Genomic DNA, 23708 nt, shown 5'->3' on the forward strand with positions numbered 1-23708 from the left:
TAAAGATCTGTGACTTTGTCACCAACCCCTTTAATCAGCCTAACGGAGTTCAGGGGAGCCTAGTTGAGCCAGGGCTTGCTGGTTTTCCAGCTGGATGCGCCCACGTTGCAAGCGTAGCCAACCATTGCGCTCAAACTCCTTGAGCAGACGGCTAACCACCTCTCGTGCACTGCCTAACTCCGCCGCCAACTGCTGATGAGTCTGCTGGAGTTGTCCCTGTTCTGCATGACGTAGCAGATAGGCCGCTAAACGCTCGTCCAAACGGCTAAAGGTCACGGCTTCCACCAACATCAGCAGCTCAGTAATCCTTTGACTGTACTGCTCGAACACGAAAGCACGCAGCCCCGCACAGCTATCGAGTGCTTGGCGAAAGATCGCCGCTGGAATCACCACAGCCTCAACTGCGGTTTCCGTCACCCCATCGGCCTGATAAGGCGAGCCCCCCAGTAAGCAAGCGCTGGTCAAAATACAGCTTTGCCCAGCCTCTACCCGATAGAGCACCAACTCGCGTCCATTAACTGCGTTTTTCTCCACCCGCACCGAACCGGATAAAACCAGCATAAACTGCTGGCAAGTCTGTCCAACATGGAATAACGCTGTGCCTGCCGGTAGCTGCTGCACCCGCGCAGCAGCTAACAGTTGCTGCCACGCAGGCCCCTGCAACGAGGACAGCGCAGGGAAGCTGGCTAACCAGGCCGATGCTCTCACCCGTTTTTGGCCCGGATCTCAAAGCACTGGTGAATGCGGGTATTGCGGGCAAAGTCCGGATCAAAACTCTGCTTAGTCACATCCTGGATATCCAAATTGTGCAAGGCACCATAATCCAGACTGAAGGAGCGCAGGTTGTTGGAGAAGATCAGCAAGCCACCTGGGGCCAGGCAACGCATCGCCATACGGATTAAACGTACATGATCGCGCTGGATATCCAGCACATCGTCCATCCGCTTGGAGTTGGAGAACGAAGGCGGGTCCATAAAGATCAAATCGAACTTGTCTTTACAGTCATCCAGCCACTTAAAGCAGTCCGCTTGTTCAAAGCGATGGAAGCGCTCGGAAAAGCCATTCACCGCCAGGTTTTTGCGGCCCCAATCAAGATAGGTGCGGGACATATCCACACTCGTCGTAGAACGGGCGCCCCCCTTCGCGGCATGCACCGTTGCGGTTGCGGTGTAGCAAAACAGGTTAAGGACATGCTTATCTTTTGCCAGCTGCTGGATACGGCGTCGCACCGGACGATGGTCGAGGAACAGGCCGGTATCAAGATAATCGGTGAGATTCACCAACAGTTTGCAGCCATCTTCTACCACTTCCAGCAGTTTGCCCTGCTGATCCAAGCGCTCATACTGTGCCCGCCCCGCTTGGCGTTGGCGCTGTTTCAGTACAATGCGATCAGGTCGAATACCCGTTACCACTGGCAACGCCGCCAAGACTTCATTCAAACGCTGCTGTGCCTTATCGGCATTAATGCTTTTAGGCGGTGCATACTCCTGCACATGCAGGTAATCATGATAAAGATCGATGGCCACCGCATATTCCGGCATATCCGCATCGTAGAGACGATAGGCATCTATCTGTTCTTTTTTCACCCACTTGCTCAACCCCTTGAGGTTTTTACGCAAGCGGTTGGCAAACATGCTGGCCCCTTCACTGAGCTGTACCTGCGCTTCTTCCTGAGTACGGGCTTCCACCGCCCGCACGATATAAGGCTCTTCCACCTTAAACAGCAGCAGTTCGCAGGGTAAGGCGCCATTAAAGAATTTATATTGCTTATGTGAGCGCAAGCGCATCTGCTTGCCTAACTCGGGATTACCGGTGAAAACCGCCGCATTCCAATCCTGGAAATGCTCAATCAGGCGCTCACCCAGGTGACGGTAAAGATGTACCAGCACCGGTGTATCACTCAAACGCTCACCGTAAGGGGGGTTACAGATCAGCAGTCCAGGCGCCTGATCCTGTACATGGCTGGGCTTAGACAGGGCAGCAACTTCTTTCACCATCACCTTGACCCACTTGGCCAGCCCTGCCCGTTCGATATTGGCCTCAGCAACCTTAATCACCCGTGGGTCCGCATCATAGCCCCGAATCTCGGCACAACCACGCTCTAACCCTGCCTCTTTGCGAGCCTGGGCCTCCTCCCGCAAACGTTGCCAAAGCGCATTATCGTGCTGCTTCCATCGCATAAAGCCGTATTGCCAACGGGCTAAACCCGGAGCGATATCCAACGCCATCTGCGCTGCTTCCAGCAAAATAGTGCCAGAGCCACACATCGGGTCGAGCAAACGCCCACCCTTAGCAGCGGTATCTGGCCAAGCGGCCCGCAGTAACAAGGCTGAAGCCAGGTTTTCCTTCATCGGTGCAATACCAGACTGTAAACGGTAGCCACGACGGTGTAAGGACTCACCCGCCAAATCCAAAGAAAGGGTGGCGCGGTGACGATGAACATGTACCGCAACGCGAATATCTGGCTGCTTGGCATCAATGCTGGGACGACGGCCGGTTTGCTCACGAATCTGATCCACAATGGCATCCTTGACCCGTTGAGCACCAAAGTGACTATGGTTAACTCCAGGCAGGCGACCGCTAAAATCAATCGCCAGGGTGCCTTCAGCCTGGATGTGTTGGAGCCAATCGATTTGCTTCACCCCATCGTAAAGCTCATCGATGTTCTGCACTTGCCACTCATCCAGAATCAACAGCACTCGGTTTGCCAAACGTGACCACAAACACAACCGATAGCCCAGCTCCAGCGGGCCCTGGCAATAGACTCCTGCCACCGTTTGCCGAACCCCTTCTGCTTGCCAGTTCAGCAGCTCTTGTTCAATCAGGGATTCCAGCCCTTTGGGGCAAGTTACCAGGTAGGTATGGCGTTCACTCATAGTCAATCGTCCGGCATTCTATAAAGGCGTGCATGATACTGGAGGGGCAAGGCGGAGTCCAAACAGCTCATAGCCAGAGGGCAATATCGCCACCTCGCCGACAATGCCTATCCCCGCTCTAGGGTTTACACAAGCCCCATCCTAAAAATTTTTCAACTTAATAATAAAAAACAAGAATTCAACTCATCAATAAGTTACAAAAACACGCTAAGTGGCTGATCCCTAGTTAAACCTGTTGGTCAAAATGGTTTAAATACTATCCAGTCATAAACAGGGTGATACATATAACAGATTCTTCCTCGACACCCCTGCACTAAAACTGCTAAAAAATGATGACAGCCTAATGCTGTTGTTCTGGAGTTAGCTTCTTCTACTTAGCTAAACCTGGATGTAACAAGACTGGGGTTAATAAGCAGAGTGGCTCTCCACCCATTTCGATCATGAGGTCACGGACTATGAGAAAACAAAAGCGCGACTCCACTCAACGTCACTTCAATCGAGGATATCAGATCGGTTTGGCGGGCAAGTCTCGCGATCTTTGCCCATTAAATAATATGGATGAACGCGCCGTATGGATGAGCGGCTGGCGTTCGGGAAGAGAAGCATACTGGGGTGGCATGTCTGGTGTCGCTGCCCTACACCGTGATCCCTCAATGGGATAACCTTTACCCTTCAACCTGACTTTTTCATTCTTTGCCATAGCGCCTTGTTACTGCGCCCTCACCTTTTCACTAGGTGAACTTCTTGCAAAGGTGTGACCCACTAAACCAGGCTGTCAGTCCCGCTGACAGCCTTCTTTATTAATAGCGCTATACCTTCGCCGTAGCTTCAATACACTCACGCACCAGCCCTGGCCCGCGATAAATCAAACCAGAATAGAGCTGCACCAATGAAGCCCCCGCCTCCAGCTTTTCCTGCGCATCTCGCCCACAGAGGATACCGCCTACGCCGATGATCGGCAGAGCGCCTTGCAAATGGGCTGACAGGGTTTTAATCACTGCCGTCGAGGCATCACGCACCGGCTCACCACTTAAACCACCGGCTTCATCCGCATGCTTCAACCCCTTCACCGCCTCACGCGATAAAGTCGTGTTAGTGGCGATTACTGCGTCCATCTTGGTCTCCACCAAGGTATCCGCCACCATCCGCACCTCTTCCTCGCTCATATCAGGTGCGATCTTAACCGCAATAGGTACGTGCTTACCCTGCTCTTGTGCCAAGCGCAGGCGGGCCTCATGCAGGGGGGCTAATAAGGCTTTTAAGCTATCGCCATATTGCAGGGTGCGCAGTCCAGGCGTGTTCGGTGAGGAGATATTCACGGTGACATAACTGGCAGCCCGATAGACTTTTTGCAGACAAATCAGGTAATCATCCAATGCGTTTTCCACCGGAGTAGCGGCATTTTTACCGATGTTGATTCCCAGAATGCCGCGAAACTTGGCATGGTCAACATTGGCAAGGAGCTGATCAACCCCTTCATTGTTAAACCCCATGCGGTTGATGATGGCATTACGCTGCGGCAGCCGGAACAACCGGGGCTGAGGATTGCCAGGTTGTGGACGAGGAGTAATGGTACCAATCTCAACAAAGCCAAAACCTAAAGCGGCCAAGCCATCAATGCAGTGGCCATTTTTATCCAACCCTGCTGCCAACCCGACTGCGTTAGGAAACTCCAACCCCATTACCTTACGTGGCTCGGCTTTAGGCGCCGCCGGCAACGCTTTGGTCAGCCCTAAACGTGCCGCCGCACTGAGCCAGTCCAACGTGAGTTCATGGGCCGTTTCGGCAGAAAATGAGAACAACAGCGGTCGAAGCAGTGAGTAAGCCATATCTCCTCCTGTTTTGGCCGGGCCATTATACATAGCCGCAAAAAAAGTGAGGCCTGCTGGCCTCACTTTTTCTTATCCAACGAAGGATCAGGTGGGATCAAAAGGACTGCCGGGCCAAATCTGCCAACTCGCGGATCGCGACAGTAAAGAGTGGATACTCATGCTGAGGCATCGCACGCATTTCCGTAAGCAGCTTGCGCCAGCGCTTAATCAGCACGCCTTGTTGCTTAGCCCAGTCCTGTACTGCTTCTCGACCATCCCCTTTCAGCTCTGTCCCCTGAATCACTCCCGATGTTAGACGCTGCATGAGCTCATCCAGGTCATCGCGGAAGCTTTCCCGTGCCTGGGCCTGCCAATAGTTGCCTACATGCAGCTGGTTAATTTGCTGACCTACCCAATAGAGGTCGAGCATATCCACCAGGGTGTAATACACCTCCGCAACCTGCGCCAACGAACGCCCCGTCTCCGTAGCCACATCAATCAGACTCAGACTGGTATAGAGCAAATCTGAAGCCGCCACCCGATCCGCCAGTTTCTCCGGCACCCCCGCTTTAATAAAGCGAGTACGCAAGTCGCTAAATTCACGACTAGCCTCACCATAGAGATAGCGGCTGAGCGCATTAGCAATGGCCTGGGTAGGCTCAGCAAAACGCTGTACCGCTTCCTGCACGCTCTGATCAAGCCGCACATGGCGAATCATCCAGCGGCTGGCACGGCGTACCAAGCGCCCACTCTCATTCATCATGCGCAGCTGCACATCGGCTGGCACCTGATAATCGAGGCGCTCAATATCACGCCAGAGGGTATCCAGATCAAAAATCGCTTTCGCCGCCAAATAGGAGCGGGCAATCACATCCCCCAGCATCCCGGTAGATTGCTGCAAGCGCTGTAGGTAGGTAATGCCCATATGGTTGACCATGTCATTGGCCAACTGGGTAGCAATGATTTCACGCCGCAGTGGGTGGTCAAGCATCGCTTGGGCAAAGCCTTGTTCGATCCGGGGTGGAAAGGCAGTGGCAATAATTTTCGCCACATAGGGATCATCACCGACGCTGGAGTTAATCAACTCGGCCTTCAAATCCGCCTTTACGTAAGCCATCAGGATCGCCAGCTCAGGGCGAGACAACCCTTCATCACGGCGCTCACGCAGTTCTTCTTCCGTAGGCAAAAACTCCAACTGGCGATTGAGCTTGCCGTCACTTTCAAAGTTTTCCATTAGGCGGCGAATTTCTTCGTGATACTTCACCGCCTGGGATTGCACCATGCTGAGGGCCTGGGTTTGCCGATAGTTATTCTGCAATACCAGCCGCGCGACATCCTCGGTCATCTCCACCAATAACTGATTGCGCTGTTTTTCGGTCAGATCCCCTGCCGCCACTACCCGGTTAAGCAGAATTTTGACGTTAACCTCATGGTCAGAGCAGTCCACCCCACCGGCATTATCAATAAAGTCGGTATTCAGGCGTCCGCCTGCACGGGAAAACTCAATCCGCCCCCGCTGCGTCAGGCCCAAATTACCGCCCTCACCAATGACTTTCAGGCGCAACTCTTTTGCATTGACCCGCAATCCATCATTGGCCTTATCCCCCACTTCTGTGTGAAGTTCATCCGAGGCTTTGATGTAGGTTCCAATACCGCCATTCCAGAGCAAATCGACCGGTGCACGCAAAATAGCTTTGATCAGATCATTCGGCGTCAACTGGCTGGCGCTAATGCCAAAGCGTTGCTTCATCGGTTCCGAGATAGGGATGGATTTCACACTCCGGGAGAATACCCCGCCCCCCGCCGAGATCAGCTTGCTGTCATAGTCCGTCCAACTGGAGCGAGGCAAATCAAACAAACGCTTGCGCTCCTGATAGGACTGCGCAGCATCCGGATTGGGATCAACAAAGATATGCTGATGGTTAAAGGCCGCTACCAAACGCGCATGCTTGGACATCAACAGACCATTCCCAAACACATCACCAGCCATGTCACCGATTCCCACCACGGTGAAGTCGGTGGTATCCGGATTCAGGCCCATTTCCCGGAAGTGGCGCTGTACCGAAACCCAGGCACCGCGTGCGGTAATGCCCATTTTTTTATGGTCATAACCTTGTGAGCCTCCCGAGGCAAAGGCATCCCCCAGCCAGAAGCCATATTCCGCCGCAATCGCATTAGCAATATCTGAGAAGGTGGCGGTGCCCTTGTCCGCTGCCACCACTAGATAGGGGTCATCCTCATCATGGCGCACCACACCTTGGGGCGGCACCACCTCACCCTGCAGCAGATTGTCGGTAATATCCAACAAGCCACGGATAAAGGTTTGATAACAGCTGATCCCTTCCGCCAGAATTTCGTCCCGGCTGGCAGTGGGTGACTGCTTCTTACAGACAAATCCGCCCTTTGCCCCCACAGGGACGATAACCGCATTCTTCACCTGCTGCGCCTTCACCAGCCCTAGCACCTCGGTGCGGTAATCTTCAAAACGGTCTGACCAGCGCAAGCCACCACGGGCAACCTTACCACCACGCAGGTGTACCCCCTCCACCCGCGGGCTATAGACAAAAATCTCATACTTAGGCCGGGGCAGCGGGATTTCATCCACATGCTCAGGGCTGAATTTAAAACTCAGGTAGGGCTTATAAGCCCCCTCGCCATCCGGCTGGAAGACGTTAGTACGCAGGGTCGCCTGAATCAGCGTCTTATACATGCGCAGGATGCGGTCATCATTGAGGGACTGCACCTGCTCCAGGCTCTCTAGCAACACCTTGGTAAAGGCGGGGCCATCCACCTCCCAACTATCCGCACGCGAGGGTTTAAAACGGGCACGAAATAACTGCACCAGTAAACGTGTCACGGGCACATATTGAGACAGGGCCTGGGTAATCGCCATTTGACTCAGGGAGAAGCCAATCTGCTTCATATAGGCGGCGTATGCCCGTAACACCGCAACATCACGCCAGTTCAACTGAGCTTGCAAGACCAAACGGTTGAATTCATCGCTATCCGCTGCCCCTGTCCATACCGCCATAAAGGCATCCTGAAATAGCTCCCGCACTTCTTTTAAGTCCACCTCGACGGGAGTTTTCAGAATCAGGTTGAAATCATGAATCCAGATGCTGCCGTCCTGGCGCACCACCTCATAGGGATGCTCATCAATCACCCGTAAACCAAAATTATCCAGGATGGGCAAAATGTCAGAGAGCGGCAGCGGGGTGCCAAAGTGATAGAGCTTGAACTTAAACGTATGCTCCGCCGCTTCTATCGCCCGATAAAAGCGCAGAGAGACCGGTTTGGCGGCCGTCACCGCATCCATGTACTCAATGTCGACCAAGGCCGTGCGCGCATTAAAGTCTTCTTTATAGGCAGCGGAGAAGGCCTGGTTATAGCGACTGATCGCCTCTAGCCCCTTTTCCTCCCCTAAATGCTCAACCAGCTCCTGCTGTAAATGATCATCCCAGGAACGGGCCACTTCAATGATGCGGCTTTGGATTGCCTTGACATCCGGGCGCTGCCCCGGACGCGGCGAGTCATATCGCAATACATACTGTGTACGAGCCAATACACTTTCCGAGAAGAAGGTATTGAACTCGGTTTCTCCTGCCTCCAGCTCTTCTTCCAGAATATGCTGTACCGCCAAACGGAAACTGGTGCTATAGATTTCACGGGGCGCAAATACCAGGCAGGAATAGAAGCGCCCTGGCACATCGTGGCGGATAAACACCCGAATTCGCCGCCGCTCCTGAATTTGCAGGATACTCATGACCGTGGCGTAGAGCTCATCGACTTCGGTATGGAAGAACTCATCCCGCGGGTAGACTTCCAGTATCTGGGTCAGCTCTTTCCAGTTGTAGCCCCCTTCATAGAAGCCAGAGCGTTTCATGATTTCTTTATATTTATGCCGCAACAACGGCACTTGGCGCACACTACTGGCATAAGCAGAGGAGGTAAATAACCCAAGGATGCGCCAAATACCTACCCAACGCCCCTTAGCATCAAAACGGCGAATAATCAGATAGTCAGGATAGGCCGGGCGATGTACTTCCGCTTTGCGCGGAGACTTGGCCATAGCTAATAGGGCATGCCCCTTGGTGGGCTCTGCGGCTAATAACTGCCCCCGACAACCATCATCCCAGAGATTAAACACCCCCAACGACTCACCCTCAGCCTCCAGGGTGACGCCCTCTTTACTGGGTTTGACCCTGTAACTCTCAAAGCCCAGGAAGGTGCAGTGGTTATTAAGCAACCATTGAATAAAATCACGCACCTCTTTTTGCTCAGTGCGATCCACCCCTTCAGGCACCTGCCCTTCTTTCAACTCAGCCAGTACCGTTTGCAACCGCTCACAGATCGGATCATAGGAGTCCACCACCGCGAACACCTGCTGCAATACCTGCTCAATATCCGTTTGCAGGCTACGCAATTTGTCGGCATCCGAGTGACGATCCACCTCCATCACCACATAAGACTCAAAATTCCCCGCCCCGGCGTGCTTGGCATGCAGTTGCTGCAAGCGCCCTTTTTCATCACGCTCCACCGGTAAAATCGCATTCTGCAAAGTATGGATAGTCATGCCATAGCGATTAATCGCCATCCGTAGGGAATCAACAATAAAAGCACGATCCTCACAGAGCACCTCAACCAGGGTGTGTCCCGACTGCCACCCCTGCTGCTCATAGTTGGGGTTATAAACCCGTACTTTTATTTCGCCAGGCTGGCGCTGCTGCAAATAATGCCAGCCATATAGCATGGCTCCGTACAAGTCTTCCTGACGCCGCTGGGCCAAATCCTCCAACGGGGCATTTAACAGAGCATAACGGGCAAAACGCCCCACCAATTCAGCGTGTTCTCCCGGCATTTGCGCTTGAATGGCTTGGTCGAGACGTTCGAGGATCTTGCTTTTGGTTTCAGCCAGGGTGTGCGGCATATCCCATTCCTTGTTCGTTGTTATTTACCTAGTCGGCAGTGCCCAGGTTTTAGTACCCACAGTATAGAAGGCAGTGAGCGATTGCCCAGCCAGGTAACAGTGGCCTCCCCAATATGACAGCCAAGCGTGGCTATTTGCCGGATTTACCTGCTTTTCCTTCCTGACCGGGCACCTCGACTTCGCCGTCACCTCGGCTTAACATGCTGAAAGTCTTATAGAAAGTGATGGGGAATGCTATGCAGGATAAAAAGGCCTTGGCTACCTTGGCGCTTCTTGCCAGTCTCACCTGCGCCAACAGCTGGGCTGAGGTGACGGCTAGCCTGTCCCAAAGCCGCTTAAACCTGGGGGAAAGCCTTACCCTAACCCTGCAAGTTCAGGGCCCGGTGGTTGATCAACCTCCGCAGCTGAGCAGCCTCAATCGCGACTTTGAAATCCTCAGCTCCCGCGCCAATACCGAGTTCCGCTACAGCAACAACCGCATGCAAAAAAGTACGCGCTGGAGCATTGAGCTACGCCCCCGTCAGGCAGGTAATTTAACTTTGCCCCCCATTCGGGTCGGCAACGAAAGCTCGGATGCGATTGGCCTACAAGTAGTCAGCCAAGCAGCGACTCCCCCGGTTAACGCACCTGCCTACCCGGTGGTCAGCCAACCCAGCACTCAAGCTGCCACCGAGGCAACCGATAGCACCGCCAGCACAGCAGAGCCCTCGGCAGCAACCAGTACCCTACCGCAGATCAGCCTGACCCTCAGCACCGGACTCAAGCCACCTTATCGGGTAGGGCAAGCCATCCCCTTACAGCTCTTACTTGAGCATGAAGGCGAACTGTTACCCGGCACACGCCTGCAGACCCCAGAAGTCATTGGTGGTCAGTTGCTGGAACTGGAGCACCCTGCCCCCAGTTATCAGGAAACCCTGGATGGCCGTCGCCTGCGCAGTGTAGAGCGCCACTACCTGCTGTACCTGGATCGTACCGGTGACTTCAAGTTAGGCAGCTTTAGTCTGACGGGTAACATCCAGGGTGAGGATCAAGAACCCTTGCCACTGGAGCTAAAAACCGAACCCCTCAACCTGACGCTGGAAGCCAGTCCAGCTGAGCCTTTCCTGCCTGCCTTCCAGCTCAATCTCAAACATCAATGGAAAGATGAAGGCAATGCGCAACTGCGCCCGGGTGATAAACGTGACCGCCTGATCACCCTGGAGGTTTCAGGCCTCCCCCCCGAGCGTATTCATCTGCCCCCGCCCCCCCAGGTAGCCGGCATTAGCAGTGAGCAAGCCATCGCCAGCCAGCAAAGCTGGAAAGATGGAGAAGGCATTATCAGCAAATTGGAAATCGTCCAGCGCTTCACCTTTAACCAGGGTGGCCAACTGCAATTGCCCGCCTGGACCCTACCCTGGTGGAATCTGCGCCAGCAGCAAGCCAATCAGGTGGAAGTACCAGGACAAGGTTTTGACATCCTGGCGGATACCGCCGCCCTCAGCAGCCCCACTGCCAGCCCAGACACTCACAACAGCCAACCCTTAGAACCCAGCAGCAGTGGCAGCGCCATCGCGCCCGTCAACCTCAGTCTGGAAGGCGCCACCGCAGCCAGCCCCGATAACACTGCACAGGCCAACTGGTTCTGGCCGCTCACCACTGCCTTCGCCCTGCTGCTGGGCCTGGTGGGGATGGCCATCGCTTGGCGCCAGCAGCAGCAATTGCGCCGTCTTAGCGCGCAACTGGAGCAAACCCGGGAGATGCAAATTCAAAAGCGTCACGCGCTGGATGAACAGGAAGCCTACGAGGCACTGGCCATGCTGTGCTATAACCGCCAGCCAACCTTGGCACGTTTGAAACTAATCGAATGGGCACAGAGCAATTGGCCCGAAGCCGGTATTGCCACCTTTAACGATATTCGCCGCCAAGCCAAGCACCCCACCCTGGATTACGCCCTGCAAGATCTTGAAGGCGCCCTACTGGCCGCAGAGCGCGGCGAAAGCTACGACTGGCAGAGCGAGCTCTTACTGCAAATTCTGGGCGAGCTGCGGCTACGCAAACAACGCCAGCAAGATAGCGAACTAGAACCCCTGCATATTTAAGGAAGGGTGGAATAAGAATGCGGAGAGAGTCAAAGATTGAGGGGAGTTTGGTGGGGTAAACAAGACACCGGATTAAGGCTGGCTGAACGCTTACGTTCTTCGTTTAAAAAACCGCTGAAACAACCAGGAACCCCCCACTTTGAGTCAGAATTGGTAGCACAGCCAATTCTGAGTAAAACAATGAGCAAACATGTGCCATATTTGAAAGAAGCGACTTCGGCATCCACTTACAGATCCGAATTGAACATTTTTGCTATGCTCGTCTTTTCGCTATTAAAGAATACGTATGCCAATACTTCTTCACACCTATTAAGGTTTTGCCAAATTCGTCTCTTTCACTGAAATCTAAGATATCGAAATTCGCAAATATCCCGAGCAGATCAGATTTGGTAACAGGAGCTGTAGAAACTCGAAAACCGCTAGCCCAACTATCTTTATACCCTAGAAAGTCACCAGCAAAAACACCACCGATAGCTATTGATGAGGTAATTTTTTGCATAGTTACCTTAAAAGTATCAGGATTGGCAAAAAATAGACTAGAGTTAGCTATAACAACACCAGATTTTGGAAAGTCAAACGTTTCAAATGACTGTTGCGAAAGGCACACATTATTTTTAGAACAAAATCGATCACGACAAATTGAGATAGAGTCCGCATTAACGTCAAAGCCAAAAACATAGAAACCTTGCTCACTTAAATAGACAATATCACTTCCAGTACCACAACCACAGTCTATAGCCACCTTGGAGCAAGATTCGTTAGATTGAACAGCAAGTTCAGTTCGTGGGTGATGTGGGCGAGATAGTGCCTTTTCATAGTACTGTCGCCAATTTTCGGTATTTTCTTCCATGCATTTAATCCTCAAAGTACACAACCTCCCTGTAATAGACGCGAGTTTGCGAGCGTTCTGACTGATACATTTGTTAGCTGCATTACTGTGGATAGACAAAGTGATATGGCGATGAACTCTCTATCTAATTTTCAGATACTTGCTCGATTCGCTTAATTTCACTAACGCCGTGGTCAGTGTAGTGGAGCAATTTTTATGGTAAAAAGAGCGAAGCGATACCATAAAATTTGCGGAGCGTAACTGGCTCCACTGCACCACCTTGTTAGGGCTGATATATGAATTCATTATGATACGAAATAAAGTCTTTTGAGATTTCATGTCCATCAACTGTCCGTATCTGTTTAGGGTCAATTTTTATAGCACCATAATCCAACATGGCGTGATGGTTTGGACACAAGCAAATCATGTTTTCAATAACGTCAGGGCCATTATGTGGCTTACCAAGCGGTTTTATGTGGTGCCCTTCTGCGTATTTTTTACCTTCCGGCATATCCAGTGCGATTCCACACAACTGACATTCATAAGAGTGAAGGATTTTTATTTTTGAAGATAGAGATGAGTCTCTTATTATACGAGACGTAACTATATCTCCCCTATCAGGCACATCAAGATCACTTGGAACAAGATCAAATACTTTTGAAATATATGGAGACCAATCGTACGCTTTTGACTTGGCTATTTGATCAGCCCACCAAGCATAGTCACCATCATTCTTTCCAAAAAGATTAAAGTATCCTTTTCCTGGCTCCTTTGTAGAAAGGTTAATAATTATTCCAGTAATTCCCGGTTTATTATTTTCTTTAGTCCAATCCGCCAATGACGAAAGCCCTTGAGGCTTGAGGCTCTCTCCCCATTTTTCTCTCATCTGAGGAAGTCCAAGACGATCGTGGCACTCTTTGTAACCAATATAAGTTTCTGGCTTGCCCGGTACCACCGTCTTTAACTTGCTTACCAAGAGTTCAAGTAAGTTTTTTCCTTGTAAGTCTAAATCCACTTTATTCTCCGAACTATTGTGCGGTCCTAACGCCCCGCTAAGAGGCAAATATTACTTGGCTTATACTTTGGAACGCAGTGACAAAAGCCAAGTAATATTTGTCCCGCGAACGCCAGTGAGCAACTTAAGCGGCTTGTTATGTAGTTTGCTAAACCACACACTGCCAGCCAAAAATCTAAGCAATTTGCACCGACTTAAACAAAACAACCTATCTACTGTCAGCCATTCGGATTTACCAAGCTACCGCTCCACTTTCAGCAAAGCGCACTACCAAGCAACTTAAAATTATTTGCTTAACACCACAACATCAGACCATGACCAGCCTTTTGCCGATTGTGCCAAACCAGATGCAACGTTGATGAACCAGTGGCCTAGCATTCAGCAAACACCACGTTGCGCACATACCTTTTAAAGATTGTGCTTAACTCAAAACAACACCGTTAAACCAAATACTGAACTAACAGCAAACATCGCGTTGTGCACCCACCCTAAATAATGAAGGACTACATAACGCCCCACCAAGGTGCGAGTAATTGTTGGCTAAAATGTGTAGCGAAGCGGAACCGAGCCAACTGTTACGAGTCAAGCTTTAGTGGCTTGTTATAAGGTTTCTTCAAAGTGCTTACTAATTGAGTGTAAAGGGCTAACCCCACCAAACTCTTTTTGTGGAAATGAATATTTTTTAGCAAGTTTTATATACATAGAATATAAAATAGTTTTTTCAACTCTAGCAAACCAATCTGCACTAAGAGCTTTATCAGGCAGGCATAGCCCGCCTGTTGATAAATAATAAATCAAGTCTTCATATTCGGGAACGTCCCAAATAACCGAAGCTCCCATGCGATTATCACTTTTTTTAAGAGGCAGTGCATAACAGATTAAGTTTGCACACCCATTAGGTATTTTTATGCCTTCTATACAGGCAATCCCTACCCAATCTTGCTTCATTTCTAATTCATGAGCGCTGATAACTGCTTTGCCATATACAAGTTCATCCGACCATGTATAATCACCAAAACTAATAGCCCCTCGCAAAGGTATTGATTCCTTCACGCTTTTATTTAATAGCTCTCGACTAGCGTTTACAACCTGAATTAACTCAGAGTCACTATCCCCTACACCAATGAATAAGGTGTCGCTTATAAGTTGATAGTTTTTCAGATCATAAGAATCACATACACTCTTTACTATCGAAATCCATTTTTCGATTTTAAGGTTTAAATCATCTTCCGGTAGATTTTTAATCATTTGGCCAAAGCCTAAAATATCAACGACTAAAAAATATCCTTTCATGTTACTCCGACCTTATAACGCCCGCATAAGGGGCAGCAAAACTTAAGCGGCGATTGGTTAAACTTGGGCGGAGCACCAACTAATCGCCGCGTAGTTTTGGTGTCCCAGCCCAGCTTGCTGGGCGACTTGATGCGTTTGTTATGCCTTAAGCCACTCGAATAGCGACACCTCTAACTCGCAATCCGAAAACCTATTCATGTGGTCACTAGTTTTAAAACCTGACTGAAGTAATGCGACGCTAAGCCGACGAAAAAGGACCAGTTGTTTTCGAGCTTCTAGAGCAAACCTATCGATTAGAGATTTAGATATCGGTGCTCGTTTATGGATGAGGCCTTTAGTTGGTTTATTCTTTATCTTTTGAAGAACCGCTGTTAATTCCTCATCACCGGCTTCATCTCCAAGCCCCCAATTGGCGTGAACAAGTTCGTTCCTAAATTCAGCAAGTTTATCAAAGCGGTTAAGAAGGTCTTTTACTGATTTTTTGTCGTCAGCATCCTGTTCTGGAAGTTCTTGATAGATAGTGCCGAATAAAATGCGTAACTCACGGGCAGCCTTATCTCCAACCACAATTTTTGCAAGCTGTTGATTTCTCAAACCGTCCTTTTCCAGCACAAAAACAACTAAGTACTGAATGGAAGCACAAACTCTTTCAAATTCAACAATAAACTTGCCTAATGAGCACATTAGCTCATCAATTTGCTCTCCATGTTTTATATCACTTGGCTGATAGAACATACTTCCTCCTTGAGGCATAACATTATAATCCTGCGCATGCTTATTTCTTTTCTTTCTATTGAGCAGAAAAAATAAGCTAAGCATTTGAAATAAAAAGAGAAAAATCGACTTCATAACTGAGTTTCTCCGTTAAAAACGAGCATGCTCGTTTTTCTGCAAAGCATTGCGCGTTATCTTGCAGCTCGCTTTCCCTAACGGGTTAATATTCGTCCAGTCTTGCCAAAAATGCCAGAGCCAAACAGGCACACTTTGGTAGCAATGCGCACAAGGTGAAGCATCACCAAACAATATACTGGGTAAACATCCACACTATTGAAAAATAAAGCCGTTGATTCCAGCACCGATCAGTCCACCTACTCCCTGGGAGCCTAGACGTGCCTCTGCGTCTTTAGCAATAACGGAAAGTTTTGTAGCCTGTGTTGGCGCCATACAGGCTTGGCGCTTGTTACCAGGCGGACAAGATATTGGGCAGTACCGGGCAAATGTAGGAGGAACAAGCGTGCCTAAGGCTTCCTATTTACAGTACTAGGCAGCCTTAGTCAGACAACCTTAATTAAGCCGCACTGGGCTGTGAATCCACCTGGTGCTGGCGTGCCGCTTCACTATCACTTAACTGCAGTAAACGCTGGCCAAAACCCATAGGGCAGGTTTCCCGCTGCAGTTCAGCCAATTCGGCCTGCAGAGCAGGGACGCCCCGACACAGCATTTTCAGCCACTGCTTTGAGCGCCCCAGGGCAAAGTTGAAGCTCAGGTGATTCAGGCAACGACTCCAGAAGGCCAGCAACCAGGGGCTGAGCAGCGCCAAACTGGGCTCGGGTATCGGTAAGCCCTGCTGCCGCGCCCGAATCTGCAGGGCCAGCCAGGGTTGAGAGACCAGCCCCCGTCCTAGCATGACATCCACGCAACCACTTTGTTGGCGGCAGCGGTCATAATCCTCCAGCGTCCACACCTCGCCATTGGCAACCAGTGGTATCTGTACCCGCTCACCAATACGGGCGATTTCCTCCCAGTAGGCAGGAGGACGGTAGCCTTCCACTTTGGTGCGGGCATGAATGGTCAAGAGGCTGGCACCCGCTGACTCAATCGCACTGGCGTTATCAAACATCAGGCTGCGATCCTGCAACCCCAGGCGCATCTTTGCCGTCACCGGAATCTGTGGCGGTACCGCCGCCCGTACCGCCGCCACAATGCGGTGAATCCGCTCGGGATCAACCAGCAAGGCCGCCCCGCCACAGTGACGATTCACCGTTTTGGCCGGACAACCAAAGTTCAGGTCAATCACCGGCGCCCCCAGCTTGGCGGCACGGCGGGCATTACGGGCCAAGGCCTCAGGATCACTGCCAAGCAACTGCACCCACACTGGCACCCCCGCCGCCGTGCGTGCCCCCTGCAATAATTCCGGACACATACGATAGTAAGTACGATTAGGCAGGAGTGTATCCGTCACCCGAATAAACTCCGTCACGCAGGTATCCACGCCCCCCATCCGGGTGAGCAGATCACGCAGAATGACATCCACCAACCCCTCCATCGGGGCCAGCATTAAACGTCCTGGGGTGCTCGCAGTAATCATCAGGGCTTATACATCCGCGGCTACTTTGTAGGTGGGGTTATCCAGTTCATGACTGCAGAAAGGCCCCGCCTGCTTCAATAACGCAATGCAGTCTTCACTCAGATGGCGCAGACGCACTTGCTTGCCAGCATCCAGATAGCGCTTCGTCAGTTTATCGATGGCCTCCACTCCAGAGGAATCCATCACCCGCGCCTCTGCAAAGTCGATAATGACTCGCTCGGGGTCCTGCTCGGGTTTAAAGCGCTCCAGGAAAGCGGTCGTAGAGCCAAAAAACAGAGGGCCTTCCAGGCGATACAGGCGCTCATTCTCCCCTTCTTCCACCGCCACTACGCTGATCTTGGCGTGCTTCCAGGCGAATACCAGAGCAGAGATAATCACCCCCATGATCACGGCAATCGCCAGGTCAGCGAAAATCGTAATCACCGTCACTGCCACCAGCACCAACGCATCTGCCTTGGGCATCCGCTTGATACGGGCAAAGGAGCCCCACTCAAAGGTTTCCACACAGACCATAAACATGATGCCGACCAACGCCGCCACCGGCAGCATGCCAATGTAATCCGCCAGATTGACTACAAACACAATCAGCAGCACCGCCGCCACCGTGCTGGACACCCGGGTTAATCCCCCGCTGGTAAAGTTGATAATGGATTGGCCGATCATGGCGCAACCGGCCATGCCACCAAAGAAACCACAGACGGTGTTACCTACGCCCTGGGCAATACACTCTTTATTACCACGACCGCGCTTGCCACCCATTTCATCCAGTACCGTCAGTGTCAGCAAGGATTCAATCAGGCCGACCAGCGCCATAATCACCGAGTAAGGCAGAATGGTAATCAGGGTATCCCAATTCAGCGGGGCGGTTGGTAGATGAAAGCTGGGGAACCCACCACTGATATCCGCCAGATCCCCGACCCGTTTGGTATCCAGATCCAGGCTCAATACCAGCGCACTAATGACGATAATCGCCGCCAGGGAAGAAGGGATCGCCTTGGTGTACTTCGGCAACTGCCACACAATCACCATGGTAACCGCCACCAGGGCATACATCAGCCAGCCCTCGCCCTCAAACAGCGGGAACTGCGACAGCATAATGACGATGGCCAAACCGTTCACGAAACCGAAAATCGCCGGCAAGGGCACTAGCCGAATAAATTTGCCTAAACGCGCCATGCCGATGGAGATCTGGATCAAGCCGGTCAAGATCGTGGCCCAGAGCACATACTCCAGACCATGGGAGGCGACCAAACCGGCCAACACCACCACGATCGCTCCGGTGGCACCGCTAATCATGCCAGGCTTACCCCCGAGCAGAGCGGTAATCAGGCCCAGCATAAAGGCGGTATGTAACCCCACAATAGGACTCAGGCCCGCCACCAGGGAAAAGGCCACCGCTTCAGGGATCAGCGCCAGCGCTACCACTGAACCGGACAGCACATCATTTTTGAGGCTGGCACGGGAATACTGCTGCAAATCAAACATTCAGGCTCCTGTCAGCACAGCTTAGGCTGCGCCCTTATTTAAACTGTTGCAGGCTACAGAGTGCGTCAGGCAGAACAAAGGCCCTGCCTTGACCAGGTGCGTCTCGCCGCCTATCACCAGGCGCGCCCCGCCACCTATAAAAAGGGGCGGTATTTTAACCAAAAGCCCCGACTGACGCACCCTTGATCCATCCGTTCCACAGGCAAGACGTCACCAAACGACTTTGCTACCATAATCGCCCCATGTTAACGACCAAGGACAAACGATGTTTACCGGCATTGTGCAAGGCCAGGCTCAGGTAGTTTCCCGCCAGGCAAGGAACGATTTTTGTACCCTGCGCTTTCGTTTTCCTGCCGGCGCCTGCCAAGGTCTACAAGCCGGTGCCAGCGTCGCTTTTAATGGAACCTGCCTGACGGTCACTGAAGTAGCGGGGGATGAGGCGAGCTTTGATCTCATCCAGTCGACACTGGCACTGACCAATCTAGGTGAGTTGCGTGAGGGGGACTTCGCCAACTTTGAGCGAGCAGCTCGCATTGGCGATGAAGTCGGCGGCCATCAAACCTCTGGCCATATCCATGATTGCGCTCTGATTAGCGCCATTGAACGCAGCAGCGATAACTGCAAGATGAGCTTTAAGGTCCCCCCCGCCTATCGCAAATACTTAATGGATAAAGGTTACATTGCCCTTAACGGTTGCAGCCTGACCATTGCCGGGCTCACTGCTGAAGGCTTTTATATCTACTTGATTCCCGAAACATTAAACGTCACCACCTTTGGCCGCAGCCAGGTGGGGGATCGCGTCAATCTGGAAATCGATCCCCACACCCAGGCGATTGTTGATACGGTGGAGCGCTATTTAGCCCGGCGCACGAATTAAGCCCACTAGGAGGCCGTAGACAGGGCGCGCCCTGCTACGGCAGCAAGCGGCAATCAGACCAACGCTGTCCGTCCAGCTCAAGGTGTAGCCGCTGTTCCAGCAGAATTAGACGTGCCCCAGGGGCAACAAACACCTGATCCGAGTCCCCTGCAGCGGGCCGCAATAAGCGCCCGGTTTCGGCGGAGTGGCGCAACAGCCGTATCTCATCGCCCTCCGCCACCAGCAGCCAACGGCTGCCATCGCCACACTGATAGCTCAGCCCTTCGGCATCACTATGGTCCTCAGCCTGCTGTAATAGCACACTCATCCGGCTCGACCAGGGAGCTTGTAGAGGATAACTTTCTGCATTCAGCCACAGCAGCTCGCCTGCTGCCGACAACACCCGCGCCTGCACCTCATAATCATGCTGGGCAATCAGCTCGCCAGGATCAAAGCGCAACTGTGCCCGCCAAGGCACCTGGGTCGCTGGCTGCCAGCGCTGTTCCACCAAGGCAATACCCTCATCGGCACTGCTGACATCATAAATACCCACTTCTACCCAGACATCGCTCGGCACCGCGATACGCTGGCGGTAACTCAGCTCGACCTCCAGCTGCTGCATACCCTGCCCCACGCCTGCCCGGTTCGCACAACCCGCTAAGGAAACCAGCACCAAGCACATCAGGCTCAAAACAGGAAAAGAATGAAATTTCATAGGCCAATCCTTGTGTCTATTGCCACACACCAATCGATTCAGCAAAACGTAAAAGCCTTGCCCTTACCACAACTTACCTTGACCACTTAATTGTGCAGCGCTGTTCTTGACCAGTGCAATACTCGTTTGGCTATTCCTGCAAACGGCAAACCCACCAGCGCTTGGCTCTTAAGTACTTGATTTAAGTACTTGGCGTAAGTGCCTGGCCCTGGTGGGTAAAACAACAAGGATGCTGGCTAAACCCCTCGCACAGGGTTCTCGCTAGCGGTATGCACCACTCGCATAGTGCAGCTCATAGCTATGGCTATAAATTTCCAGGATGTTACCGAAGGGGTCTTCCATATAAATCATGCGATAGGGCTTCTCACCTGGGTAGTAGTAGCGTGGGGCTGCCATACGCTTTTTACCCCCTGCCGCCACAATTCGCTCCGCCAGCTCTTCAACATTGGGATCTTGGACACAGAAATGAAAAATACCTGTTTTCCAATATTCAAAGTTGTTCTCAGGATTCTGCTGGTTTTTGAATTGAAAAAGCTCAACCCCTATCCGGTCTCCGGTTGAGAGATGAGCGATGCGGAAACTCTGCCAACCGGCACCAAAGACATCGGTACACATCTCACCAATCGCAGAGTCATCTTCGCTAATTTCGGTCGGCGGCATAATCAAGTACCAGCCCAGCACCTCGGTATAAAACTTAACGGCAGCTTCCAGGTCAGGTACCGAAATACCAATATGGGAAAAAGTGCGTGGATAAGGAGTCGACATTGTGCACCTCGCAATCGTGATCGACGGTTAAGTTCATTGCTGATTAGGTGCGCAAGAATAAATTGCCGAACAAAGCACATGAAATTATCATTTATTCGCCATTTCATAATTAATCGTTATCATGATCCATCCCAGCTGGCTGAAAACCTTTACAACACTCGTCGAGACAGAGCACTTCACCCAAACGGCGGAGAAACTATTCATGACGCAGCCGGGGGTGAGTCAGCATATCCGCAAACTTGAACAAGCCTGTGGCTATCCCCTCCTGTTACGTACGAAGAAACATTTTGAACTGACAGAACAAGGGAGATTGGTATATCAATATGCCAAGCAACAAGCACAGAACGAGCACCACTTACTCAATAGCCTAGGCTTTGACGACCCCTTCAGCGGCCTATGCCGCCTGGGCTGTTCAGGCGCATTAGCATTACGCCTTTACCCGGGGTTGCTGCAATTACAAACCCAACATCCAAAGTTGATTACAGAAGTAGAAGTAGCGCCTAATCAGCGCATTTTGCACTTGCTCAATACCGGTGAGTTGGATCTTGGCATTGTGACAGCCCATGCCGATTATGCGGAGTTAAGTGCAGAGACTCTTGGCCAAGAGCATCTCTGCTTAGTCTTACCTCATCGCTATGCAAACCGCCCCCTCAGCATTGAGGCTCTGCACCAGCTCGGGCTGATTCGTCACCCCGATGTGGAGCACTACCTCACTCTGTATTGCTCCCATAGCCAAAGTGCGACCTTACAACAGTTAAATCCACGCACCTTACCCAGCAGCGGCTACATCAATCAGCTGAGCCAAATTCTCTTACCGGTGGCGCAGGGCTTAGGTTTTACCGTGCTGCCACTAAGCGCGGTCAAAAGCTTTCATGCTCCACAACAGCTTTACATCCTCCCCACTGTCCATCCGGTCTATGAGCCTCTGTACTTAGTCAAAAGACGTTACCGCTCTCTTCCTACCCGCTTCGACACACTTATCCAGTGTTTACGCGAGATCCTGGCTTAAAGCTGCAAATTACCCGCTGCGTCCCTCGGCTTTCCTGCTACACTAGCGGCAAATCGGCCTGAATGAGGGTGCAGCTATGCCCTACCAACTCAGCTCTGCACAACTGCAGAAAATCCGTAACCTGCCCGCCGTAGATCGCTACGACTACTTCTTGCGTAAAGTGATCGACTGGGAACAAATCTGGAGCCTGAAATCAGCAGAAGGTTGGGTTGCCATGAGCGCCGATGGTTTAGACTGTATCCCGGTCTGGCCACACCCTGACTTCGCCAAAGAGTGGGCAACCGATGATTGGGCTGACTGTCAGCCTGAGGCGGTGTCCCTGGATGTTTGGCTGGAACGCTGGACACCCGGCCTGACTCAGGACAACACCTATGTTGCCATCTTCCCCAATGGCGATGATGAAGAGGTGGTGATGAGTGCAGAGGAATTAGAGGAAGCGCTTGAGCTGGAATCCGGCGAAGAGCTCGGCGACGAGGAATAATCGCCTCCCCCGCCTTACTAACGGCCCTTTAAGGGCCGTTTTGCTTGCTTAATCCTGCTTGGTTTGACGCGCTAACAGTTGTTCCAGCAGGGATTCAATATTTTGCATCTGCTGCTGATGGCGCACTTCCGATTGAACGTAAGTACGGCTCAGATTCTTCACCGTGGCAATCGCATTGACGTGGGTGCGTAACAGTTCACTCAGGCTATCGGCATGGTTGAGATTACTGGTATGTAACTGCTCAAGGGCTGTCGCAGTCTGTACCAGCTGCTCATCCAAGCCCTGCAGGCGGTTACCAATTCCCGGCAGCCCTTCCGTCAACAAGCCACTGATATCTTCCAGGGTTTGCTCCAAACGCTGGGCCGCATCACGAAAGCGGGAGAGAAACAGGTCACTCTCACGCTCCATAAACATGGACAGCAGTTCAGCCGGATAGAGAGCACGGGTGCGGGAGTCACTGCGGATGGTGTACTCACCTTTAGAAGTGCAATAGGGCTTATGCCGCCCGGGGGGAATTTCCACCCGCAGAAAAGGCGCCTTCGCCAGATTCTCGACGAAGATTTCCACATCGACCCCTGGCATGCAATCACTGGCTTTATTGAGCACCAGCAAGCGCGCATCGTCATCCACCGGGCAACCCACAACCCGTCCGCGCTGCACCCCATGCGCCGTGGTGTACTCTTCCACGCCAATTAATAAGGCGCCACCATCGGCTGAGTTCGCAAAGGCTACCAGGAGGTAGCCCTTAATGCCGGTCAGGTCCCGTTTGAAATCAACCGTTGCCCCCTCTGGCTGACTCAGCAGCTGACGGGCACGCCGACTGATTCCTTTAAATTCACGCTGCCTGGGTTTGGCTGGTTTCGCCATAATGCTCGTCGTTGTAGGGATCTAACGGGGTGGTGCGCTTTTCATCACGCTCGAAATACAGTGACTGACCCAACAGTAACAATCCTTTGCGGTGCAGCCAAAAATCCACCTCTTGCTTACGCTCCTGCAAACGCCCTACTTCTAGCTTGGCCTTAATCAGACCGTAAAGGTGTACCAGCAGGAAAGCGAAACCAGCACCGAGGAAGAGATCCGATGACATGGCGAACAACAGCAAGCAGACCACCCCTGGAATCCACCAGCGACCAGCCTGGGCCTGGCGCAGAGCGGCCTCGGCATCCTGCAGGCGCTCCTGGTAGGACAGGCCCAAACGCAGTTGTTGCTGAAGTTGCGGCTTATCGGCGGGGTTTAAACGAAATTCCATAACTTAGCCCT

19 protein-coding genes are annotated in these 23708 nt (G+C 51.9%); 5 read left to right on the forward strand and 14 right to left on the reverse strand.

Translation table 11 applies throughout. The annotated features are described in order from the left end of the window. Nucleotides 1-39 precede the first annotated feature (39 nt). Complete coding sequence (locus tag Q334_RS0111270) at nt 40-708, reverse strand: Crp/Fnr family transcriptional regulator (protein WP_027313301.1); 669 nt, start codon at nt 706-708, stop codon at nt 40-42. Beyond that, on the reverse strand, nt 705-2876 hold the full coding sequence (rlmKL, locus tag Q334_RS0111275) for a bifunctional 23S rRNA (guanine(2069)-N(7))-methyltransferase RlmK/23S rRNA (guanine(2445)-N(2))-methyltransferase RlmL (protein ID WP_027313302.1): 2172 nt from the start codon (nt 2874-2876) through the stop codon (nt 705-707). The genes Q334_RS0111270 and rlmKL overlap by 4 nt, the downstream gene beginning before the upstream one ends. A gap of 455 nt (nt 2877-3331) precedes the next feature. Between rlmKL and rmf the strand changes: the two genes are divergently transcribed. Further along, nucleotides 3332-3538 (forward strand): ribosome modulation factor, encoded by a 207-nt coding sequence (gene rmf, locus Q334_RS20305; protein ID WP_081414434.1) that lies wholly within the window; start codon nt 3332-3334, stop codon nt 3536-3538. Nucleotides 3539-3685: 147 nt separating this feature from the next. Here the strand turns inward: rmf and Q334_RS0111280 are convergent, their stop codons facing one another. Together Q334_RS0111280 and Q334_RS0111285 are read right to left on the reverse strand one after the other, a co-directional pair. Then, nucleotides 3686-4705, reverse strand: a complete 1020-nt coding sequence (locus Q334_RS0111280; protein ID WP_027313303.1) for a quinone-dependent dihydroorotate dehydrogenase — start codon at nt 4703-4705, stop codon at nt 3686-3688. A gap of 97 nt (nt 4706-4802) precedes the next feature. After that, entirely contained in the window at nt 4803-9614 is a 4812-nt protein-coding gene (locus Q334_RS0111285) for an NAD-glutamate dehydrogenase (protein WP_027313304.1), read from the reverse strand. Nucleotides 9615-9850: 236 nt separating this feature from the next. Here Q334_RS0111285 and Q334_RS0111290 point away from each other — a divergent pair, with 236 nt between their 5' ends. Next, entirely contained in the window at nt 9851-11692 is a 1842-nt protein-coding gene (locus Q334_RS0111290) for a BatD family protein (RefSeq protein ID WP_027313305.1), read from the forward strand. Nucleotides 11693-11945: 253 nt separating this feature from the next. Here Q334_RS0111290 and Q334_RS20310 read toward each other — a convergent pair whose 3' ends face one another. From Q334_RS20310 to Q334_RS0111315, 6 genes are all read right to left on the reverse strand, one after another. After that, nucleotides 11946-12542, reverse strand: a complete 597-nt coding sequence (locus Q334_RS20310) for a class I SAM-dependent methyltransferase (RefSeq protein WP_081414436.1) — start codon at nt 12540-12542, stop codon at nt 11946-11948. Nucleotides 12543-12804: 262 nt separating this feature from the next. Then, a complete protein-coding gene (locus Q334_RS20505) occupies nt 12805-13536 on the reverse strand; it encodes an HNH endonuclease (RefSeq protein ID WP_051527739.1) in 732 nt (243 codons plus the stop codon). A 600-nt stretch (nt 13537-14136) separates the two neighbouring features. Continuing rightward, complete coding sequence (locus Q334_RS0111300) at nt 14137-14829, reverse strand: hypothetical protein (protein ID WP_027313306.1); 693 nt, start codon at nt 14827-14829, stop codon at nt 14137-14139. Between the two features lie 138 nt (nt 14830-14967). Then, the gene (locus Q334_RS0111305) at nt 14968-15678 is read right to left on the reverse strand and encodes a hypothetical protein (protein ID WP_027313307.1); all 711 of its coding nucleotides are present in this window, start codon (nt 15676-15678) and stop codon (nt 14968-14970) included. Between the two features lie 439 nt (nt 15679-16117). Next, the gene (locus Q334_RS18905) at nt 16118-17137 is read right to left on the reverse strand and encodes a tRNA dihydrouridine synthase (protein WP_051527740.1); all 1020 of its coding nucleotides are present in this window, start codon (nt 17135-17137) and stop codon (nt 16118-16120) included. 6 nt (nt 17138-17143) lie between these two features. Continuing rightward, a complete protein-coding gene (locus Q334_RS0111315) occupies nt 17144-18622 on the reverse strand; it encodes a SulP family inorganic anion transporter (protein ID WP_027313308.1) in 1479 nt (492 codons plus the stop codon). Between the two features lie 265 nt (nt 18623-18887). Between Q334_RS0111315 and Q334_RS0111320 the strand changes: the two genes are divergently transcribed. Then, nucleotides 18888-19499, forward strand: a complete 612-nt coding sequence (locus Q334_RS0111320; RefSeq protein ID WP_027313309.1) for a riboflavin synthase — start codon at nt 18888-18890, stop codon at nt 19497-19499. Nucleotides 19500-19533: 34 nt separating this feature from the next. On the opposite strand, the gene Q334_RS0111325 is transcribed toward Q334_RS0111320, so the two are convergent. Together Q334_RS0111325 and Q334_RS0111330 are read right to left on the reverse strand one after the other, a co-directional pair. Further along, nucleotides 19534-20193, reverse strand: a complete 660-nt coding sequence (locus Q334_RS0111325) for a YbaY family lipoprotein (protein WP_027313310.1) — start codon at nt 20191-20193, stop codon at nt 19534-19536. Between the two features lie 261 nt (nt 20194-20454). Beyond that, the gene (locus Q334_RS0111330; protein ID WP_027313311.1) at nt 20455-20958 is read right to left on the reverse strand and encodes a lactoylglutathione lyase family protein; all 504 of its coding nucleotides are present in this window, start codon (nt 20956-20958) and stop codon (nt 20455-20457) included. A 121-nt stretch (nt 20959-21079) separates the two neighbouring features. Between Q334_RS0111330 and Q334_RS0111335 the strand changes: the two genes are divergently transcribed. Together Q334_RS0111335 and Q334_RS0111340 are read left to right on the forward strand one after the other, a co-directional pair. After that, on the forward strand, nt 21080-21967 hold the full coding sequence (locus Q334_RS0111335; protein ID WP_027313312.1) for a LysR family transcriptional regulator: 888 nt from the start codon (nt 21080-21082) through the stop codon (nt 21965-21967). A gap of 76 nt (nt 21968-22043) precedes the next feature. Next, a complete protein-coding gene (locus Q334_RS0111340; protein WP_027313313.1) occupies nt 22044-22448 on the forward strand; it encodes a DUF2750 domain-containing protein in 405 nt (134 codons plus the stop codon). A 48-nt stretch (nt 22449-22496) separates the two neighbouring features. Here Q334_RS0111340 and Q334_RS0111345 read toward each other — a convergent pair whose 3' ends face one another. Together Q334_RS0111345 and Q334_RS18910 are read right to left on the reverse strand one after the other, a co-directional pair. Beyond that, the gene (locus tag Q334_RS0111345; protein ID WP_051527741.1) at nt 22497-23315 is read right to left on the reverse strand and encodes an AlbA family DNA-binding domain-containing protein; all 819 of its coding nucleotides are present in this window, start codon (nt 23313-23315) and stop codon (nt 22497-22499) included. Further along, entirely contained in the window at nt 23284-23697 is a 414-nt protein-coding gene (locus Q334_RS18910) for a hypothetical protein (RefSeq protein ID WP_051527742.1), read from the reverse strand. Before Q334_RS18910 ends, Q334_RS0111345 begins: the two co-directional genes overlap by 32 nt. Nucleotides 23698-23708 lie beyond the last annotated feature (11 nt).

Origin of the sequence: Balneatrix alpica DSM 16621 (assembly GCF_000619885.1) — a bacterium.
Lineage (GTDB): Bacteria > Pseudomonadota > Gammaproteobacteria > Pseudomonadales > Balneatricaceae > Balneatrix > Balneatrix alpica.

Excerpts from the sequence above, each read along its gene's own strand:
- rlmKL (WP_027313302.1), bottom strand. The coding sequence starts at position 2,876 with ATGAGTGAACGCCATACCTACCTGGTAACTTGCCCCAAAGGGCTGGAA.
- rmf (WP_081414434.1), top strand. The coding sequence starts at position 3,332 with ATGAGAAAACAAAAGCGCGACTCCACTCAACGTCACTTCAATCGAGGA.
- Q334_RS0111280 (WP_027313303.1), bottom strand. The coding sequence starts at position 4,705 with ATGGCTTACTCACTGCTTCGACCGCTGTTGTTCTCATTTTCTGCCGAA.
- Q334_RS0111285 (WP_027313304.1), bottom strand. The coding sequence starts at position 9,614 with ATGCCGCACACCCTGGCTGAAACCAAAAGCAAGATCCTCGAACGTCTC.
- Q334_RS0111290 (WP_027313305.1), top strand. The coding sequence starts at position 9,851 with ATGCAGGATAAAAAGGCCTTGGCTACCTTGGCGCTTCTTGCCAGTCTC.
- Q334_RS20310 (WP_081414436.1), bottom strand. The coding sequence starts at position 12,542 with ATGGAAGAAAATACCGAAAATTGGCGACAGTACTATGAAAAGGCACTA.
- Q334_RS0111300 (WP_027313306.1), bottom strand. The coding sequence starts at position 14,829 with ATGAAAGGATATTTTTTAGTCGTTGATATTTTAGGCTTTGGCCAAATG.
- Q334_RS0111305 (WP_027313307.1), bottom strand. The coding sequence starts at position 15,678 with ATGAAGTCGATTTTTCTCTTTTTATTTCAAATGCTTAGCTTATTTTTT.
- Q334_RS18905 (WP_051527740.1), bottom strand. The coding sequence starts at position 17,137 with ATGATTACTGCGAGCACCCCAGGACGTTTAATGCTGGCCCCGATGGAG.
- Q334_RS0111315 (WP_027313308.1), bottom strand. The coding sequence starts at position 18,622 with ATGTTTGATTTGCAGCAGTATTCCCGTGCCAGCCTCAAAAATGATGTG.
- Q334_RS0111320 (WP_027313309.1), top strand. The coding sequence starts at position 18,888 with ATGTTTACCGGCATTGTGCAAGGCCAGGCTCAGGTAGTTTCCCGCCAG.
- Q334_RS0111325 (WP_027313310.1), bottom strand. The coding sequence starts at position 20,193 with ATGAAATTTCATTCTTTTCCTGTTTTGAGCCTGATGTGCTTGGTGCTG.
- Q334_RS0111330 (WP_027313311.1), bottom strand. The coding sequence starts at position 20,958 with ATGTCGACTCCTTATCCACGCACTTTTTCCCATATTGGTATTTCGGTA.
- Q334_RS0111335 (WP_027313312.1), top strand. The coding sequence starts at position 21,080 with ATGATCCATCCCAGCTGGCTGAAAACCTTTACAACACTCGTCGAGACA.
- Q334_RS0111340 (WP_027313313.1), top strand. The coding sequence starts at position 22,044 with ATGCCCTACCAACTCAGCTCTGCACAACTGCAGAAAATCCGTAACCTG.
- Q334_RS0111345 (WP_051527741.1), bottom strand. The coding sequence starts at position 23,315 with ATGGCGAAACCAGCCAAACCCAGGCAGCGTGAATTTAAAGGAATCAGT.
- Q334_RS18910 (WP_051527742.1), bottom strand. The coding sequence starts at position 23,697 with ATGGAATTTCGTTTAAACCCCGCCGATAAGCCGCAACTTCAGCAACAA.